Annotated in this window: 23 protein-coding genes and 2 pseudogenes; 17 read left to right on the forward strand and 8 right to left on the reverse strand. The window is 30.8% G+C overall.

Going from position 1 to position 16,913, the window contains the following annotated elements; all coding sequences use genetic code 11:
• Positions 1–33 precede the first annotated feature (33 nt).
• The 14 genes from BP17_RS00435 to BP17_RS00490 all read left to right on the forward strand — a co-directional run bounded on the left by BP17_RS00435 (position 34) and on the right by BP17_RS00490 (position 8,194).
• A complete protein-coding gene (locus BP17_RS00435; protein ID WP_232219579.1) occupies positions 34–420 on the forward strand; it encodes a hypothetical protein in 387 nt (128 codons plus the stop codon).
• A gap of 268 nt (positions 421–688) precedes the next feature.
• Positions 689–979, forward strand: coding sequence for a hypothetical protein (locus tag BP17_RS00440; protein ID WP_035050908.1), 291 nt, complete (start codon positions 689–691; stop codon positions 977–979).
• Positions 980–1,063: 84 nt separating this feature from the next.
• A complete protein-coding gene (locus BP17_RS13710) occupies positions 1,064–1,192 on the forward strand; it encodes a hypothetical protein (protein ID WP_269544452.1) in 129 nt (42 codons plus the stop codon).
• 87 nt (positions 1,193–1,279) lie between these two features.
• Complete coding sequence (locus BP17_RS13330; protein WP_156955982.1) at positions 1,280–1,456, forward strand: hypothetical protein; 177 nt, start codon at positions 1,280–1,282, stop codon at positions 1,454–1,456.
• An 82-nt stretch (positions 1,457–1,538) separates the two neighbouring features.
• Positions 1,539–2,108, forward strand: a complete 570-nt coding sequence (locus tag BP17_RS00445) for a hypothetical protein (RefSeq protein WP_035050909.1) — start codon at positions 1,539–1,541, stop codon at positions 2,106–2,108.
• Position 2,109: 1 nt separating this feature from the next.
• Positions 2,110–2,313 (forward strand): hypothetical protein, encoded by a 204-nt coding sequence (locus BP17_RS00450; RefSeq protein ID WP_035050910.1) that lies wholly within the window; start codon positions 2,110–2,112, stop codon positions 2,311–2,313.
• A 263-nt stretch (positions 2,314–2,576) separates the two neighbouring features.
• Positions 2,577–3,890: an FtsK/SpoIIIE domain-containing protein gene (locus BP17_RS00455; RefSeq protein ID WP_232219580.1), complete on the forward strand. Its 1,314-nt coding sequence runs from the start codon at positions 2,577–2,579 to the stop codon at positions 3,888–3,890.
• Positions 3,891–3,908: 18 nt separating this feature from the next.
• Positions 3,909–4,109, forward strand: coding sequence for a hypothetical protein (locus BP17_RS00460; RefSeq protein ID WP_035050911.1), 201 nt, complete (start codon positions 3,909–3,911; stop codon positions 4,107–4,109).
• 317 nt (positions 4,110–4,426) lie between these two features.
• Positions 4,427–5,473, forward strand: coding sequence for a replication initiation factor domain-containing protein (locus BP17_RS00465; protein ID WP_035050912.1), 1,047 nt, complete (start codon positions 4,427–4,429; stop codon positions 5,471–5,473).
• A gap of 1 nt (position 5,474) precedes the next feature.
• Complete coding sequence (locus BP17_RS00470) at positions 5,475–5,846, forward strand: hypothetical protein (RefSeq protein WP_035050913.1); 372 nt, start codon at positions 5,475–5,477, stop codon at positions 5,844–5,846.
• Positions 5,846–6,220, forward strand: a complete 375-nt coding sequence (locus BP17_RS00475) for a hypothetical protein (protein WP_198022492.1) — start codon at positions 5,846–5,848, stop codon at positions 6,218–6,220. Before BP17_RS00470 ends, BP17_RS00475 begins: the two co-directional genes overlap by 1 nt.
• A gap of 30 nt (positions 6,221–6,250) precedes the next feature.
• Complete coding sequence (locus BP17_RS00480; RefSeq protein WP_035050915.1) at positions 6,251–6,565, forward strand: hypothetical protein; 315 nt, start codon at positions 6,251–6,253, stop codon at positions 6,563–6,565.
• A gap of 43 nt (positions 6,566–6,608) precedes the next feature.
• Positions 6,609–6,890, forward strand: a complete 282-nt coding sequence (locus BP17_RS00485) for a helix-turn-helix transcriptional regulator (protein ID WP_035050917.1) — start codon at positions 6,609–6,611, stop codon at positions 6,888–6,890.
• A 59-nt stretch (positions 6,891–6,949) separates the two neighbouring features.
• On the forward strand, positions 6,950–8,194 hold the full coding sequence (locus BP17_RS00490; RefSeq protein WP_035050918.1) for a tyrosine-type recombinase/integrase: 1,245 nt from the start codon (positions 6,950–6,952) through the stop codon (positions 8,192–8,194).
• 678 nt (positions 8,195–8,872) lie between these two features.
• Here the strand turns inward: BP17_RS00490 and BP17_RS00495 are convergent.
• The 5 genes and pseudogenes from BP17_RS00495 to BP17_RS13590 form a co-directional block, all read right to left on the reverse strand.
• The gene (locus BP17_RS00495) at positions 8,873–9,091 is read right to left on the reverse strand and encodes a DUF3006 domain-containing protein (protein WP_035050919.1); all 219 of its coding nucleotides are present in this window, start codon (positions 9,089–9,091) and stop codon (positions 8,873–8,875) included.
• A gap of 1 nt (position 9,092) precedes the next feature.
• On the reverse strand, positions 9,093–9,932 hold the full coding sequence (locus BP17_RS00500; protein ID WP_035050920.1) for a ComEC/Rec2 family competence protein: 840 nt from the start codon (positions 9,930–9,932) through the stop codon (positions 9,093–9,095).
• A gap of 411 nt (positions 9,933–10,343) precedes the next feature.
• Positions 10,344–10,504: pseudogene (locus BP17_RS13805) on the reverse strand (tyrosine-type recombinase/integrase); the annotation flags it as partial.
• A 401-nt stretch (positions 10,505–10,905) separates the two neighbouring features.
• On the reverse strand, positions 10,906–11,271 hold the full coding sequence (locus tag BP17_RS00515) for a P-loop NTPase family protein (RefSeq protein WP_051910390.1): 366 nt from the start codon (positions 11,269–11,271) through the stop codon (positions 10,906–10,908).
• A gap of 34 nt (positions 11,272–11,305) precedes the next feature.
• Positions 11,306–11,494: pseudogene (locus BP17_RS13590) on the reverse strand (hypothetical protein); the annotation flags it as partial.
• Positions 11,495–11,720: 226 nt separating this feature from the next.
• Here BP17_RS13590 and BP17_RS00520 point away from each other — a divergent pair.
• Both BP17_RS00520 and BP17_RS00525 read left to right on the forward strand, forming a co-directional pair.
• Positions 11,721–11,924: a hypothetical protein gene (locus BP17_RS00520; protein ID WP_035050923.1), complete on the forward strand. Its 204-nt coding sequence runs from the start codon at positions 11,721–11,723 to the stop codon at positions 11,922–11,924.
• Positions 11,925–12,166: 242 nt separating this feature from the next.
• Positions 12,167–12,544: a hypothetical protein gene (locus BP17_RS00525; RefSeq protein ID WP_035050924.1), complete on the forward strand. Its 378-nt coding sequence runs from the start codon at positions 12,167–12,169 to the stop codon at positions 12,542–12,544.
• A 349-nt stretch (positions 12,545–12,893) separates the two neighbouring features.
• Here the strand turns inward: BP17_RS00525 and BP17_RS00530 are convergent, their stop codons facing one another.
• The 3 genes from BP17_RS00530 to BP17_RS13200 all read right to left on the reverse strand — a co-directional run bounded on the left by BP17_RS00530 (position 12,894) and on the right by BP17_RS13200 (position 15,171).
• Positions 12,894–13,445 (reverse strand): tyrosine-type recombinase/integrase, encoded by a 552-nt coding sequence (locus tag BP17_RS00530; protein WP_035050925.1) that lies wholly within the window; start codon positions 13,443–13,445, stop codon positions 12,894–12,896.
• A 251-nt stretch (positions 13,446–13,696) separates the two neighbouring features.
• Complete coding sequence (locus BP17_RS00535; protein ID WP_051910391.1) at positions 13,697–14,149, reverse strand: hypothetical protein; 453 nt, start codon at positions 14,147–14,149, stop codon at positions 13,697–13,699.
• Between the two features lie 122 nt (positions 14,150–14,271).
• Positions 14,272–15,171, reverse strand: coding sequence for a hypothetical protein (locus BP17_RS13200; protein WP_035050927.1), 900 nt, complete (start codon positions 15,169–15,171; stop codon positions 14,272–14,274).
• Between the two features lie 512 nt (positions 15,172–15,683).
• On the opposite strand from BP17_RS13200, the gene BP17_RS00545 reads away from it, so the two are divergent.
• The gene (locus tag BP17_RS00545) at positions 15,684–16,610 is read left to right on the forward strand and encodes a hypothetical protein (RefSeq protein ID WP_035050928.1); all 927 of its coding nucleotides are present in this window, start codon (positions 15,684–15,686) and stop codon (positions 16,608–16,610) included.
• The last annotated feature ends 303 nt before the right edge of the window (positions 16,611–16,913 follow it).

Genomic DNA, 16,913 nt, shown 5'->3' on the forward strand with positions numbered 1-16,913 from the left:
CGGGATAAAATTCAAACGATGAGAGGTGTTTATATGAAAAAAGAAAATATAAGAATGCGGTTATCTACAGAGTCAAAAGTATTATTAGATAATTTGAAAAATGATTTTAAGTCAAACTTTGGGGTGGATGTTAGTTATTCAAGTCTTGTAAGTCAAGCGGTGAGGACTCAATATTCAATGATGCATGAAATAGATTGGAAGGATATCAAAATAAAAAAATTAGAATTTAGTGATTCTGATATGAGTAATGATTGGGAATATCAGACATCATTTATGTTAGAAGAGGATGTTTTAAAAGCTCTTACTGATATGCAACTGTATTTTAAAGATGTTTTTGATGCTAAAAGGATTCATAGAGCTTTTTGTGTTCGTTTATGTATAAAATCATTTTTTTTAAAGAATAACTTGACTAAGGAATAAAATCATTATATACTCATTTTACGGGATATCTAAATCCCGTAAAAAAATAAACAGTTACGGGATAACGAAGTCCCTCTTTTTTTATATAGTATTACGGGATAACATTCAAACTTAAACGGAGTATTTGGGAGGCACAGTATTGATTAATACAAGATCACCAACAATATTAAAAAACTCACCATATATTAAAAACTAAATTGAGAAAGAGGAGAATTTGAATGGACAAAGACATTAACAGTTCAAAAGAGGTTATGGAGGATGGAACAAAATGAAGAAAAAACAATTTAAAGACTTGAATAAATTCGAATATACAGCATTTGAACGAGCTTTGCTAGAAAACGGAGGAGGACGTCCCGCTACTGATTACCCCGAACTGTACTGCCAGGATTTAGACACAATCAAAATTGTACACGAGCATATTGATCAGAAAGTAATGAAACATGTTGGGGAAATTTGCGCTATTTCAATTGACTATGGTGTTTCAAGTAATGCGGCATTTGGAGAGTTTGTGTGTGAGTTAGTGGATGCTATTATGAAATACCGAAAAAATACCCAGTAAGTTAAATTGATGTCAGTGTAGAAGGGGAAGGCATTAAGTTTTTCTCTTCTTAAATAAAAAATTAAGAGATAGTGGGGTTTAAAAATGACAGAAGAAGAGAGAGAGTTTGAAAAAGATATTGCTGAATACGCTGAAGAATGGTTCCTAGCAGTAGCAATGGGTGAAGGAAATGTATGTGAAGACGAGTTAGGTAATATTCGAGTATATGAATAGAGGAGGAGCAATAGTGACACCAGACGAACTAGAAAAATTCATCCAGTTAGTGATTGAAGAAGAACTGAAAATAGAGGAGTAAAAAATATGGCTTATGAAACGCGAGAAGGTCAAGAAATAAAAGTGATTTCGATAGAGGTAAGTCGATTAACAGAGATATTTAACGACTACTCAAAAGATTTCCCGTATGAGCTATTATCTGTATTAAATTTTCTGGAATATGACATAGTAAGAAATTCGAGGGTTCTTGAATTAGAAGGATAGTGGGATTATGTTTTGTAGAGGTTCACCTAATATACAAATGTTGATATGTTACTGAATTAAAAAATGAGAGGATGAATTAATTATGAAAAAGACTATTGGAGAAATGTTGTTACTAGAGGGGATTATCTTATCCAACTTATCTGAGGGAGTACTTCGGAAACTGCAAACTTTAAGACTAGGTAGCTCAGAGAGTTTTAGTTTTACACAAGATGATTTACTAGAAATGAGAATACATTATACCCTTCCAACTGCAGAAAACGTCATGGATAATGTCTTAACTGCATGTCGTTTATTTAAAAATGATGGAAAAAGACTCATAGATTTGATAATTTCTAATGACGGAAATTACAACATCTATCCTAACAATTATTTTTACTACACTGATAACGAACTGGATAAAGATATTACTTTAGAACCAATAAAAAAAGCCTTAGAAGCATTTCAAAGTAGTACACCACTTAATTATGGATATTCTGCATATCTCGCTGATGAATCTAGTGTCGAGGACATTAAAAGACTCATGCCTAAAAATTCATATTTATTCTTTAAAGTGAAGAATGAGTTCGATAAGCTAGCAGGTACTAACGCTAGTTACAATTTTATTTTAAAGGTTATTGCGGGATTGAATTTAGTAAATAAGGAGGTGAAATAGCATGAAAAACGACTATAACCCATGGGCGATTTCGACAGCTGTGTTGTTATTAACGATAAGCTTATTTGCTGGAACAAGTGGTAATTTTGACTTAATACGATTTCAACCCTTAAGAGCTATCACAGCGGGGCTATCACTTGCTGCGATTACATTAATAGTACAGCTACCACAACTAATTAAAGTTTATATAGCAAAAAAGAAATGAATTCTGAATATAAGATAAAATCATTTGATTTGAAAGGGAGTAAAAAAGAATGAAAGACAATATACGGTTTTGGATTGCCACCTTCAGCACGTTTATTCTATACTTTTGTGCCTATTCATTTGCCACTACGGGAATATTTTACATGCTCTTTATGTCATTTGGCTCTGTCGCCTTATTGGCTGTAGTCTACTATTTGAGCAAGAAAAAGCTCAAAGGATTGATAACTTTTATCCGTTACTTGATTGACAAAGGTCATAGATAAAATGATAAGAAAAGTTCTGGTACGGTTATCCAAGTTATGGTTGCCACAAAATGAATACATTTCATTGATGGATAATATTCCCGATTACAACGCTAGATTTAAAGCACTAAGAGTTTCTATTAATTTTGCATTTGTGATTTTACTAATTTTTTCATTTGCAGTAAATAACGCTATTTTAATGTTGTTATTCTGGGGAACCTTAATATATTTGTTTATTAAATCCTTTAGATTGACAAAGAACTTTAAAAAAATTATTGCTGAAAAGAACAAATACAGGTTTGCTATATACGACTTCCTTTTAGATAATCACTTATACGCTGAGGAAAACGGAAAATTTGTTTCTTCTGTAGTTTTCTCGTGTGAGGAAAAAGAAGAAACGTTAATCATTGCAGCTCATAAAAAAGCCAATGTGTTGGATAAGAAATTAGACAAGCTTGATGTAGAACTTGAAGCTTTTGTAGGATTACCAATTGAAGAAAAAATTAACCGTCCTACAGTAGTCGAATATCATTTTGCGCTTCAAAAACCTGAACGTTTAATCATGGAGCCTAGTATAGAAAAACATACAGATAAAATAGAAATAGATCTTGGATATGGCGTAATTTATAATCCAAAAGACACGCCCCACATACTTTTAGCAGGAGGAACAGGAAGTGGGAAAAGCGTTTTCATTAGCTTTTTAATCCTTGAATTCCTAAAACAAAATTCGACCGTATATATTATAGATCCCAAGAATAGTGACTTGAGTGCGTTAAGTCATTATATGGGAGAGGAAAAAGTTGCAACTACACCGAATAATATTGATAGAATTGTTCTTCTTGCGGTTAACGAGATGATGGAACGCTATAATTATATGAATGAAAATTTTAAGTATGGTAGCAACTTTGCAGACCATAACTATAAGCCTATTTGGGTCGTGTTTGATGAAATGGGAGCTTTTCAAGCTAGTGGAACAGACAAGGTTTCTAAAGCGCTTACGAACAAAGTTATGGACGGAATAAAACAAATTATTTTACTTGGCAGAGCCGCAGGGGTCTTTATTCTAATCGCAGCTCAGCAAATGTCAGCCAATACTCTAAGCTCAGACCTAAGGGATAATTTAGGGCTTAGGATAGCTCTTGGATCAAATAGTAGTGAAGGTTATCGCATGATATTTGGGGGGAATACACCAGAATCTCCCCCACCTATAGAAGTGAAAGGTTCGGGCTTACTCTTCCAACAGGGAAGTGGCAAAGAGTCTGCACAGTACTATGAATCGCCATTCATTGACATGCAGAACTTTGATTTTATTGAAGAACTACAAAGATATTGTTAAGGAGCGATTATACAAACAATGAGAAGAACACTAGATGAAATCAGAAAAGAGTTTGAAGGCTTAGAGAGCAGTTCTGTCCAATGCTTATCTATGGTGACGCTTATGAACGAACTCGAAAGAGATTATGGTACGTTTAGAATAGATCCCTCAGAGGTGTTCTTAAGCAAGCCAGAAGTTATATTATACCGGAAAATAAGTAGTGCTCGAGTATTTGATTAGAGCTAGACAAACATGGGAGTGTTCTTTAACAAGCGTCATTTTTTGGGTGATTAATTTTTCTCGATGCGGGGCGCAGCCCAAAGCAAGAGAGGAAAATTAATCTCACGAAAAATTATGCCTAGCCGAGAGTGGTTTTTGCTCGGCATATCTTTAGAAATCCGAGGCGCCTGCTTGTAATACCAGGCCAACAATTGCACTGTTTCACTGGAAAAACCTTATGTACCAAGGGTTTGAGGGCTGTCGCAGCGTGCCCCGTTTTGAACGGAAGAAAATCGTGATTTTTACTGTTATTTGAAAGATAGGTTGTGGTAAATAACATGACGAGTTCTGAATTTGTCACAGGCAAAATAGACTGGATTAAAATTCGTCTGCAGGTTGAACCCGAAATGATTATTGAAGAGTTATTAGGCTTAGATATAAACGATTGTAGTTTTGCAGATGGAAATCTCATCTACTATAACTATAATAGCTATTATGCATATGGCTTGATACATGTCTACACATACAAGGAAGCTACTTATATTGCTGATTGTGTTCTCCAAATGAGTGGTGAAGCATGCACCCAATTTTTGATAATGTTAGAAAATCGATCTTCTTCATGGAGCGAGTTTTTCAAACTAATTTTTACCAAGTATGAGCATACCGAAATATTGCGATTAGACGTAGCTTTAGATGATAAAAATAAGAAACCTTATTTCTTAATCAAGCAATTAATTTATAAGGCAAAAAACTCTCTTTATTGGTCAAATGGTAGAGAGTATACAATACATGAATCTAAGTACAAATTAACTACAGGAAAAACCTTAAATGTGGGTGCAAGAACAAGTAATATGATGATAAGAATTTATGATAAAGCGATAGAACAAGCTAAAAGTAGCGGGACAGATATATCCGATTACGGTAGCTGGAATCGAGTGGAACTTGAATTAAAGAAAGAGCCGGCTAATGATATGGCTAGGCTAATAGCGCATGAAGATGAATCTCTTGAAAATATTATTAGAGGTGTTCTGAGAGAGGAACTTCGATTCTACACTGATGAAACTAAAATCAATGTTCCTAAATTTTGGGATAGATTTTTGTTAAAAGTACCTCCGATAAAATTAAATAGGAAATATAAAGTAACAACTATGGAGAGTACTGCAAAGTGGTTAGAAGAGCAAGGACCTCTTGCAGCCTATCAAGCAATGGAATTTTTAACTAAAAATGGAGCTCTAGGCGATTTAAATGATATCACTGGTAAATACCTAGAATATTCAAGAGGATTGGCAGAACGAATGATAGCGCACTTAGTAGGCATTGGACGTGAAGACTTAATACCTGATGTTCAGGCAAGAACAAAAAAAGAGACGAGAGAAGGAAATTAAAATGGCAAAATTACTAACTTTAAGAGATTGGAATTTTAATAGTATTGGGAGCATCTTTGAATTGGACGAGGTCATCCCAGTTTTTGAGCAAGAAAATCGTGCGGATAAAAATGGCGAAATTATTCAGGATAGAGAAGGAAAACCACGTAACTTTTCGACAGATGTAATTATAGGCTATAACTATTCTGTAACAATTTTAGACGGAAATTTCAGAAAAAAAAGTACCCAAATAAAAATTTTAAACCCAAAGCCTTTAATGACAAATCAGGACATTATGAAAAAAGACTCTGTAAAAGTCCAATTTGTTAATTTAGAGTGCTCTATGCAAGGAAATCCAATGTATTATCGTGCAGAAATGATAGATTTTGTATAATGAATATTGATAGTATAGGATTTCTACATGAGCCGTCAATTGGCATTCTGTATTTAAATAATTTAAAACCAGAATTTGTACGAGAAAAATTCACTAAGAAAAGTTTGGTGTACTCAAGGATAGAGGAAATGAAAGAGACTGGATTTGATTATGCTTTTATGAATGGCATCTTAATGATAGAGGACACTGCAAAGAAAAGACCTGTTTATAGATGTATGGTAGAGGATTTACCATTAAGCACACAAGGAGATTTTATTGCATTCTTTCATGCGGAAATAAAAAATAATATTTGGGTAGCGAGCAGTTTGACGTTACCAAATGCAGTATATTTAAAAAGGTGTTGGAAAAATAGCAAGATTACTTTTGTGCAATGACTTAAAATAATTAGGATAGGACGTGTATTTGTGACAATAGAAATTTACAATTTAAAATCTGGAGCAAAGCATGGAGAGTATTGGTTTTCGACTCTTAGTGGAAATGGCTATGAACTCCAAATCCACGAAAAAATTTTCTTAAAGCGCGTGCCTAGATCCGATATAGACTATATTGTCACTTCTCCCCTTCGCGGCGATTACGAATACATTGAAGTGGTTGCAGATTTCGATATCAGTGTTGGACAGCCAGCTGTCTTCATTCTGAAAGGCTTAGGCAGCCTACCGATTACAATAAGACAAACCACAATTGTAATGACGATTCATGACCTTCAAGATATGGAATGAGGATATTTATGAATGAAATGAGAGAATGGAGGGTTATGAGGTTATGAATGAATTGAAAATCGTTTTAGCAGATAACCAATTAAATAATTTGCGTAGTGCTGTGTATGATTCATTAATTAAGGAAATTCAAAGAGCTCGACAAGATGCAGGCTTGGAAAGACGTTACTTAAATAAAAAAGATATTTGCGACTATCTTCATGTAGCAAACAACACTTTAGATAAGTGGATTGAAATGGGACTTCCTAGAATAAGCATTGGTGGATCAGTTCGTTACGATAAATTTGCAATAGATGATTGGATGCAGAGTTCAGTTGAGACTGCTTAAAAAAGTAAGCCGGAATGTAGCTATCTATGTTTCGGTTTTTTTATAAGGATGTGTATGATGTGGCAATTACAAAAACTAAAAACGGCACTTTTCGATTAGAAATATATTATCCAAAGGAAGTACAGCAGATAACCGGAGTAAAGGAACGATATAAGAAAACATTCTCGACATTTGATGAAGCCACTAGAGAAGAAAAAAAAATAAAAAAACAAATAGAGCAAGTACTGTATGAAAAAAATTCTAGAGCGTTAGAAATAAAAGGAAATATAAAGTTTGAGGTTTTTTACAAAGATATTTGGTGGGAAATGTATATTTCTGGTTCTTCTGGTAGAATAAGACAAGCTCCAAGTAATGCTACTATAAAGAATACTAAAGATATTTTTAGACTGCATATCATTCCAATATTCGGAGATTATTCAATAAAGCATTTAAATGATAATAAGGAAATTGTATTGCGTGAATTAACTAAATTATCTCAATCGTATGCTAATATCAAAGTAGTAAAAAGTTACGTTAATCAAATGTTTGAGATAGCCGAGCTATTGGACTATATTGAATACAATAGAGTTCAAAAAGTTATTCAATATGTTTCAGCGCCTAAAAAACAGAAACTAAAAGAAAAAAGAGAATTAGAAGGGGAGTCACTAACTGCCCCAGAGTTGATACAGTGGATTGATACAGCGAATGAAGAATACAAAAATGGAACGATGATTATGCAAGATTATGTTTTGTTTATGTTAACTCTGAATTTAGGAGATAGAAAAAGTGAAAGTTATGCTTTGCAATGGAAAAATATTATCTTAGATACTGGATATGTATTACTAGTGCAAAATTTATCAAAAACAAAAGAATTAAAGTCAACTAAAGGGAAAAAAAATACTAAGATTGCTATACCTCAATTTTTAATTGAATTACTTAAAGAGTGGAAAGAGTACCAAAAAGAAGAACTTAAGAAAATTGAGGTAAGGCAAACAGGAGAACAATTTTTATTTACGTATACTAACGCTAAAGGAGAAATGAATTTACCAGTTCATATTGATTATTTGAATTATAGGCTAAATTCAATACGTAGAAGGCACCCAGAGCTAGTTAAAACAAATCCTCATAAGTTGAGGCATACGTACTCTACATTAGCTCGTGAAGGTGGTGCAACGATGGCAGAAATATCAGAGTCATTGACTCATTCTGATACCAAAATTACAGAGGCATATGTAAATACTCCAAATATCGTAAATTTGTCAACCTATGAAAAATTTGAAGGTCGGTTAAATGAAGAACGATTAAAAAATAAAGGAAATGTGTAGAAAATTAGGGTCGATATTGTGGGACGAGATGTTAGAAATGAATTGAAATACAGTGAAAGAAGAGGTATAAGAATATCCAAGAGATGTTGGTACTTCAAGTTTTTGAAGCTTTAACGAATTTGTTCATATCTAACCAGGTCTTAAAAAAGCGCGTAAAGCTTCACAATTCTCAAAACGTTAATATTTATATATCAATGTTTAAAGACACTTTCCAATTTATTGGAAGGTGTCTTTTTTGCGTTGACCTTTTCCACCTAAAGGTTAGAGTATTTAGTAAATTTCTCTGCTGTATTATTTCTTGATTTTTTGGTAACGTGGGTATAGATATTTAAATTGATTTGAATACTTGCAGGGTCTAATCCTTTATACTGTCATACACATGCGCCATCCTTTAATAATAAACATGTGTATGACAGAAACCTTGAGGAAATATTTTAAGTAAATAATTATTTCAAATTATTTGATTAATCTAGTTTTTTCAAGAGTAGATTTAATACAAATTTTTCGTGAATATGATTATTTTCTTCGTTTGATAAATTGTAGAAGCATAATCACCTTCTTTTTTATCCTAATGATGTAGTACTGATCATTTGTAGATATAAGTAGTTCTTTAAGAGCTGATAACAAAGAAATAGCTCTACCCCGGAGAGGGCAGAGCTATTTCTTTACGGGAAAAATCTATTCTTCTTCGAATAATTCTTTCATAAGATCTTCAATTTCTGTTCTTAATTTATCTGTACCAGCCTTATCAATAGTAATTGAATCACCATCGAAAATAAGTAAGTCACCAACTTCACTACCTTCAGGTAACTTTTTTTTGGGGATATCACGCATATCAGAATCAAACTCTATTACTGCTAGGTTACCTTCGAAACGATCAATAATACCTTTTTTCATTTTATTTCACCGTCTTTACCGTAATTTTTGAGCCATTAGATGTAAATATAATATTACCAAATTTATCTGTTCGATAGACAGTTGATTTTACAGCCTTTAATCGATTTAAAGCAGTTGAAGTAGGATGTCCATAACTATTTTTACCTACAGAAATGACAGAATATGTAGGTTTTGCTTTATTTAATAAGTTTGCAGTTGTTGAATCTTTAGATCCATGATGACCAACTTTTAAAACGTCAACTTTAGAAATTAATTTTTTTGCTAGCATATCGGTTTCTGATTTTGCTTCGGAATCACCCATAAATAAGAATGCTTTTTTATTATGTTTAAGATGTAAAACAGCACTCCAGTTATTCAAATCACTTTTAGCATATGTTTTTACTGGAGCAAGAAATTTCAACGTAATATCTTTGGCTATTGTAGGGATTTCAACTCCTTGTTTAGCAACCGTAATTTTTAATTTCTTATTCTTTACTGATAAAAGAAAATCTTTATATGCTTGAGTAGTATGACTTACATTAGGTGCATAAACTTTATTCACTTTCATATTTTTAATGACATAAGCTAATCCACCGACGTGATCAGCATCCGGATGAGTGGATACAACCGCAGTTAAAGTAGAAACTTTATATTTCTTTAAGTATTTAACAACTTCGGGACCTTTACCTTTGCCTCCACCGTCGATCAATATATTTTCATTAGGTGTTTGAATCAGGGTAGCATCACCTTGACCAATATTTAAAAAATGAACCTGAACCGAACTTGCAGCCTCAACATCTTTAATTCCAGTAAAAAATAAAGCAAATAATAGAATAAGAGTAATGACTCTTATTTTTTTCATAGCTACTCCTCCAAGTAAAATAATGTATACTAATTAATACGTTTTCATTTAAAAGTATACGTTATTTTTATAAAAGAGTATAGTAAAATAACAAGCAGATTTTTCATAGAAGAGGAAAATTTAAATCTTCATCGAATTTGAGCATTTTTTTTAAATTTTGTAGATTTTTAGTGTAGAAATCAGCTAGTGCTTTTGATAATTCAATAGTAAAAAACTTATCAGGACAAGGATATGTTTTACATAATTCAAGAAAGCTAAATTCGACAAAATAGTGTTCTTCTAGTTCATATGCCTTTAGAACAAACCCTTCATTATAGTATAGGAATAAAATATTCATATGTAGTCTCCTTTAAATGTGATACTTCTACTATACGCAGACTAAGTTGAATGATTTATAATTAGTTGTTTTTTTTAGAAACCTAGTCTGGAAATAAGTGAGGTCTCACTGACTTCATCTTTCTTAATCCCGATATATTTATCTTTGGACCGAATATCTCTACCAGTGTAGTCATGTCTTCGTTTTTCTTGTAGTAGTGGTAGCCAACTATCTTCCGTAGCGTATGTGTGAAGATAATTTTTTTCTAATAAATTTTAAGACAGATACTTTAGTTAATGGGAATTATGTCTACCTAGTTATTACCATCTACAAGTAAAAACACAACCACCTGATAGCCCTCCGCCAGTAAGCCATTGCCAGAATGTCATAATAAGCTACTTCCTTTTATTATGAATTTATAGAATAAAGTTTATAACGTGTTATCAATTACTATTTGTTATTACTTCTTATTTGAATTTATCAACGATGTAAATAAATAGGAAGTATAGTAAAGAAAAGAAGATTGAGGTACTTATTATTAAAAGGGCCCCCTTTTTTTTACTTATGATTTCTTTTTTTTGTCCTATATAACTGATCATTATCATACATAAAAAGAGAAACAGTAAAAATAAAAGTGTACCTATACGGATGTAATTTTCAATATTCATATTCTATCCTCCCAATCTCTGTAATGAATAATTGTTCTAAACTACAACCATTAATATAATCTAATCGTTTAATATTCTTATTAAATATTAAATATATATTATCTGCTAAATCCTCACAAAATTTTGTATTATGACTAGTTATAAGAATAGTCTTACCTTCTTTTTTTAAATTTAACAATGTTTCTTTAAAAAAAATTATTGAAAATATATCTAATCCAAGTGTTGGTTCGTCTAAGATAATAAAATCAGAATTTACAATTTCAATAATACTCAAATTTACTTTTTGTTTCATCCCTCTTGAAAAAAACTTTACTAATTTGTTCGTTTCATTTTCAAGTTTATATTTTTTAAACATAAAATCACCTCTAACCTATATAGCTACTTTATAGCTACTTCGTTTTGTATTTAGTCGCAACATGTTTTCCTGCTGCATTATACCCTTTGCTCATATAAAATTCTACCCAGCCATTCCCGTTTGTATCCCATTTTTTTGCAACTGCAGTTCCTGGAGCATTTCCTAATTTAGTCCATTGGGCTGAAGTCAGTAATCCTGTTACAGCAAGTACAGGTAATCCAATTTAGCATAATTCGGTTTTATGTAAACTATTGAATTATAAGTGAGCTCTTTTATTTTTTAGTCTGCTGCAAAGTTTAAGATGACGGTTGTTTAATTTTGTTTTTTGATTCAGAATATATTATATGATCGAATATTTTAGAAGGTTTTTACCAAAAAAAATTATACTTATTTTTTCAAGCAGCATGACAATAAAAATAGACTTTTTCTTGTACAAAAGGAGTGACATAATGAAAATAAACAAAAAACAATTTTGGATCTTAGCAATTTCATATGCAGCTGTAACTTTTATTTTGAATAATGTACTTCATACGACTATAGGTAGCTTTTTAATGCAAATAAGTTACTTAGCTTTAGCCCTTGGACTAATTTTATTTACATATAAAATACTTGAAATCTTGATCAAACAATTTATCTACAATCGTAAAAAATAATACGCTACTTTTTCACTTTTAAGTTTACAGATCATTTCTTTATACTTGTCATTATCTAATCATAACTAACCTTTTTAACGGATAACAATAAAAGTAAGATAAGGAGAACTGAATTACTAGTGATTACTTTATTAGAAAATATCAATGAAGTAGCAACAATCTTTTTTTATAATTTTCGTTATTAAATAAGGAGGAGATTATATTTCTCGAAATATTAAAGAAAATAAAAAGGAGTCATGAATATGTATTTAGTTATAATGACGATTATATACAGTGCGATAACACAAATCTTTAATTTGAATTACGCACTTGCTTTTGGAATTTATTTGGTAGGCTTAAGTGTTGGAAAAGGAGTTCTCAGTAAAGAAGTTATTGATATTTTTAATTTAAGAAAAATGAGTTACATGTATAAAAAAATTGGGTTTAAAGATACACTGATGGAGCTAATCTCTTTAGTATTAATCTATATTAATACATATTTGATTGATTACGAACCATTTTCTACTCTAGAATTTATTATTACATTTGTTATATTTTTACTTGTATACCGATTTTTATTTTGGGGTATAATATTGAAATTCAAGGAGTTTTCGTTTGAAAATAGTACAAAGAGAGAATAAACTATTGCGTTAGGAGTTAGAACTGGTAAAAAAGCTAGTCTTCGCAGAAAAGAGAGGAAACGGGCTAACAAAGATTTACCAGAAAATATATTTTAGAGCTTCAACCTATAGGTTAAAGCTCTAAAACAGTGTGCTGTATTTTACATAATATTATGGACTTGACTAACAATCTTGTTACTTTTAAGCACACTAATTTATTATAGTAGTTTACGAAGAAAGCGAAAGATCCAACCACTAACATCATTCGAAAAAGCAATGTATATAATAACATCTATTTCAATATTTTTATACGTTTATAGTTTCTTTGCTCTCTATTTTTAGTCCTAAATAATTTTTTATTGTTAAAATATTAGAAACCTAACCTGAAATTCAACAGTGTCTCGCTGATTTCATCTTCATTGATACCAATATAACGCTTCGTAATTTTTTCGCTGCTGTGACCGAATATTTCCATCAGTGTGGCCACGTCTTTGGTTTTCTTGTAATAGTGGTAGCCGAATGTCTTACGCAGCGTGTGCGTGCCGATATCGTCTCTTCCTAACAGCTTCGCGACCTTTTGAAACATTTGATAGACCGTATTCACTTCTACATGACCACCTTTGGTGCTGGGAAACAAATAATCCTGGGGTTCTAGGTCTTTTGTATAGTCTTGGATCAAGTCCTGCAGACTACTCAAATATAAAATACGGGTTTTGCCTGTTTTTTTCTCGACGATTCGGGGGTTTTTGGAGGAAATCAGGTCTTGTTTCTTTAATTTTACAATATCTGACATACGTAAACCGCTATTAATGCCAATCAAAAACAGAAAAACATCCCGATCCGCGTTTTTATTTCTTCTTAAACAAAATAAAAAGTCGTTTATTTCTTGCTGAGTCCTTAATGGTTGGACGTTGTAACTCATTTAAAAGCCCTCTCCTCTCACAAAAGCGATACATGATTTTGTTTATTATACCACATAATCATGTATTGGAGGGTGAACTAAAAAAAGAACCCTATTGGAATAGGATTCCCGATACACGTTTTTATCTAATTTCATGTATCTTACTTTCTAAATAATGAATTCAGTAATAAAGAAATTAATAGAAAGAACTTTGTTAAATCAAGTTTCTATTTACTCTGTTTTATGTATCAATTGCTTTTATTAAATATTTTTTATTCTAACTCATATTCAGTGGGATTTTTTTCAGCTAAAATTTCGGCGGATAGTTCATTAAACCCAGTAAATCTATAGATTCTTTTCGTTACTTTTCTACCAGATCCAGCAGCACCTAACGAAATATTGCCTTCCTTAGCATTTAGACCTAAAGATCCATTGCCTTCTCCTTCATAATATTCCTCAATTTCTACTTCTTCAGCAGTAGCTATTCTTTGAGAAATAGCTAGTTCTTGTGCTAATTTAGCTTTGTATTCTAATGTTTGATAATATAAATCTTGTCTCCTTACTTCATCGCTTAGCTGATCAATAGTACCATGTTCTTTTATATCTTTAGCTTTATCTGACATTAGTTCTGTACCTGCTAAAATTATGGTTCCGATAGAACTCATTCCTAGCACTGCACCTGCTCCCATTTTTAAAAACTTTGCAGTTTTATCTATATCTACCATTTATTTCACTCCTTTAATGCATTATCTCTTAAAAAATCATATTAATCTATATAATATTTTTTATATAAAAATACATTAAATTACATAATTTAATGTATTTAAAATTTACTGTTTATACGACATTAGTTAGTTTCGTTATCAGAAATGGCTAAGTATAACTCCTCTAATAGCTCGTCTTTAATAAAAGTCTTCTTTGCTAGATCAAGTTCTTTTTTATTTTTAAAAATATTTTTATATTTAAGATCATACAACATAGATATTACTTTTTTTCTTGGACTATCGAACATTATATTCATTTTCTCGAAATTCGGATAAGCATGGTAAAATTCTTTAATTCGTTGTTTTTTTTCTTGTTCTTCTCTTAGTAACCGTTTCTCTCTCCATTTTTCCTCTTCTTTTTTATTTTCTTCTTCCCGTACCATCTTATTTTCAAGATATTTTTCATGCCTTTCTTCAGGAGAAATATATACTATTTCTCCACTATTTTGAAGGTTTTCAGGTAGAAATAAATTGATCTTGATAAGTAGATTTCTAGTTTCATCAGATGTTAAAAAAGCACGCTCATAACATTTCTTCAGCCATTCTCTTTTTTGAGGTTTTACTCCACCTATGTACCATTCTAAAATCATTGGATATAAGTATGTATCATAACCTGGAATACCAAAATTTCCAGCTGTTTCTTTTGCTATTAAAGTATGTAAAATTAAGTGTTCAAATAGATCGCAATAAACTAGTTGTTCTTTCTTTTGTAATTCAAATGAATATTTATTTCTGGAAATATAAACCTCATCAGATATATTTAGATATTTATTTTCAGCGATATGATGACAATATAAACCTTCAGAAGTTCTTGTATATTTCCCTCTTGTAATCGTTCTTATTTCTTTTTTCAAGAATCTTTCGTATGAGCTTTCTCTAAAATAATCATCTTTGCTTGTTCCATATTTATTTAACAATAATATTATAGCTTCATCATATGACAAAGTCAATAAATCACTATAATATTCTAGTTTAGTTTGCATTTTAAAAATAACTCCTTTTCGAATATCAGTATTTTGAAGAATATTAGAGTAGCATATATTAGTTAAATAATTGGTATCTTTTGTATTTTAGGCCATGAACTATTTTTTTAAATGAAGAAACAAAACAACAGAAAACACATATGAATTTTTTTCATTTCATCTACTATATTAGCATTTTTTTCTACGGTTTTGATAAATACTTTTGAGCAAAACAATGTATTTACTCTTCACAAAACACCTTAACCTATTCGTCTTTTTAATAACTTTTTCAGGGTTTATAAATTAAGTAACAAGTAACTTATTACTTGTTACTTAACATTATGGTTTTATTTATAAATATCTTTTTCTAACTATTATTTTTTGAACTCTAACTTATATATCCTTTGAACTCTATTTTGAGTTGATTCAAGATAAATATTATGGTGTTAAATACTATTTGTTATGTTAAATTTGAATCTAGAATTACATTAATAACTAAAATGGTACTATTATTTTTTATTTGGAGGAAAAAAATGAAAAAGTTGAGTAAGAAATTAGTAATATTTATTGGAATAATTGTTCTTGCTTTAGGGGGATTAAGTCTATACTTGATAAATACTCCTAGAGAAATGACTAGAACGGAAGAATTAAAAGCTGAAAAAGAAAAAACTGAGAGTAAACCAGTACTTACAACAAACATAGAAAATGAGAAAATTAATATTGAAGATAAAGAAGATCTTTTTTTAGAAAAAACATTGATTCCATTAATTAATAATATCATTAATTATGAATATATATCCTATGATACAGAATCAGGAATTATACATTATTATATCTCTGCTGATATGGTATCTAAATATGGAACAAATGGAGATATGTGGGCAGAATTAGCAGATAAACTAAATGGCGTATTAAAGAAAAATGAAGAAGAAAACTCGGATGGAAATAAATATAATCTATTAGTTAAGGAACTTAACAAAGATGAGAAAGTTTTTCTTTACCTCAGACAAAATGGAGAAACATCCGGTGTTTATGCCCCAGGGTATTATGTCCCTAAAACTGAAGAAAAGGAATCAGAAGAACTAAATGAGAAAGTCTATTTAGAAAAAAGAGTTACATTTAATCAAGAATTAAATTCAGCATTATTATTGATAGGACAAAACCTTGAAAACAGTACTGAATATACCGATGATTTATCTCAAAATATTACTGATTTAGGTTTAGTAATAGGAGATTATTTATTAGAAAACACTCCAACTGAAAAATATACAGAGAGCGAAAAAATATTAAGATCTACTTTAAATATATACAGTAATGTTAGATTAAACCTATTTTATGCTATGCGAGATAAAGATACAGAAACAATATTAGAACTCCAAAAAAAAATGGATGGGGCTAATCAAATGATGGAAGTATCAAATTATTTGCTAAATGACGAGGCAATAGAAGAAATAGAATAATTATTATAAATTATACTATTTTCTATGTAATTCATGTACACACTTATACTATACTTTCTATATTAGATTTTTAAAATTAGAAAGTGGTTTTATCATCATTCAGATTAGCAATTAAGCGATAACTTCTACTGTTTTATTTTTAAAAGATGCTTTAACTATTTATTTTCAGGGTTTTATGCTTAATAAGATTAGAAGTGTTTTTTCCATTAAACTCTTTTCTATCTCGTAAATCATATAAATGAAAATTAAAAGAATTATTCATCTAACTCAAAAGCTATTTCAAATTTTTTGTATTGGTATAAT

The sequence above is a fragment of the Carnobacterium pleistocenium FTR1 genome (genome assembly GCF_000744285.1).
GTDB lineage: Bacteria > Bacillota > Bacilli > Lactobacillales > Carnobacteriaceae > Carnobacterium_B > Carnobacterium_B pleistocenium.